General features: G+C 64.8%; 1 protein-coding gene. It reads left to right on the top strand.

The genetic code is table 11. The features are described 5' to 3' along the window. A partial coding sequence (locus tag EOA23_RS35145) for an MFS transporter (RefSeq protein WP_189341849.1) occupies nt 1-411 on the top strand: 411 nt, incomplete at its 5' end. Nucleotides 412-813: the final 402 nt, after the last annotated feature.

The raw sequence follows: 813 nt of genomic DNA, 5'->3' as shown, positions 1-813 counted from the left end.
GACCAGGATTCTCTTGGCTTCGAAACCCCCGCGCTTGCCCTCGACTTGAAGTCGAGAAGCGGCCCGATCGTGGTGAAGATCGAGTATTCGATACCGGAAACCAATGTCGAAGCTTTCCTCGACCAGATGCGGGAACGGCGCCGGGTGCAAAGCGGGGTCGGCGCTCGGCACTGGAACCTCCAGCGCGATCTGCAGGAGCCTTCACAGTGGACAGAGACATTCCGGACGCCGACCTGGATGGACTACCTTCGCCTCAACCATCGCCTGACCGCCGCGGACAAGGAACTGGATCAGCGCCTCCTCGAATTGCATGCGGGAGAGGTTCCACCCCGTACCAGGCTCGCTATAGAGCGGCCGACCGGGTCGACTCGTAGGCGGGAGCAGTCGGGAAGCTTCTTTTTTCGACGGTGATCGCATCTTTCGACGGTGATCGCATCGACGCGTCACTGTCATGAACCCGTCGCGCTCGAAGCGCAGCCAAGCCGAGGTTTTCAATTGCTGTCTGAGGTCGCGCTGGCGAGTTGAGTAGCACCTGCGCGCCTGAAGGGGCGCATCGGGTGCTCGTGAACCGAGCCCGCTTGTCTTCGCGTCGCTCAGGCGGTCTCGGCCATTCGGCTTCGCCCCCTGGCGCGGGCAGCCCTCGCGGGCTGTGCCGGTCGCCGCCCCAGGGGCGGCGTTGTTTTTTGATTTGGCCTTCCCGGCGGCGCGGTGCGGGCGGCTCTCCCTTCTAGGCCCGCCGCGGCGGCCCGCAACCCTTCGCTTGCGCTCCGGGTCCTCCACTTGCGTTCCGGTCCTTCGGATGCAGGCCACCTC

This window comes from Mesorhizobium sp. M2A.F.Ca.ET.042.01.1.1, assembly GCF_003997405.1.
Lineage (GTDB): Bacteria > Pseudomonadota > Alphaproteobacteria > Rhizobiales > Rhizobiaceae > Mesorhizobium.
This window is presented reverse-complemented; position numbering and strand designations above follow the sequence as displayed.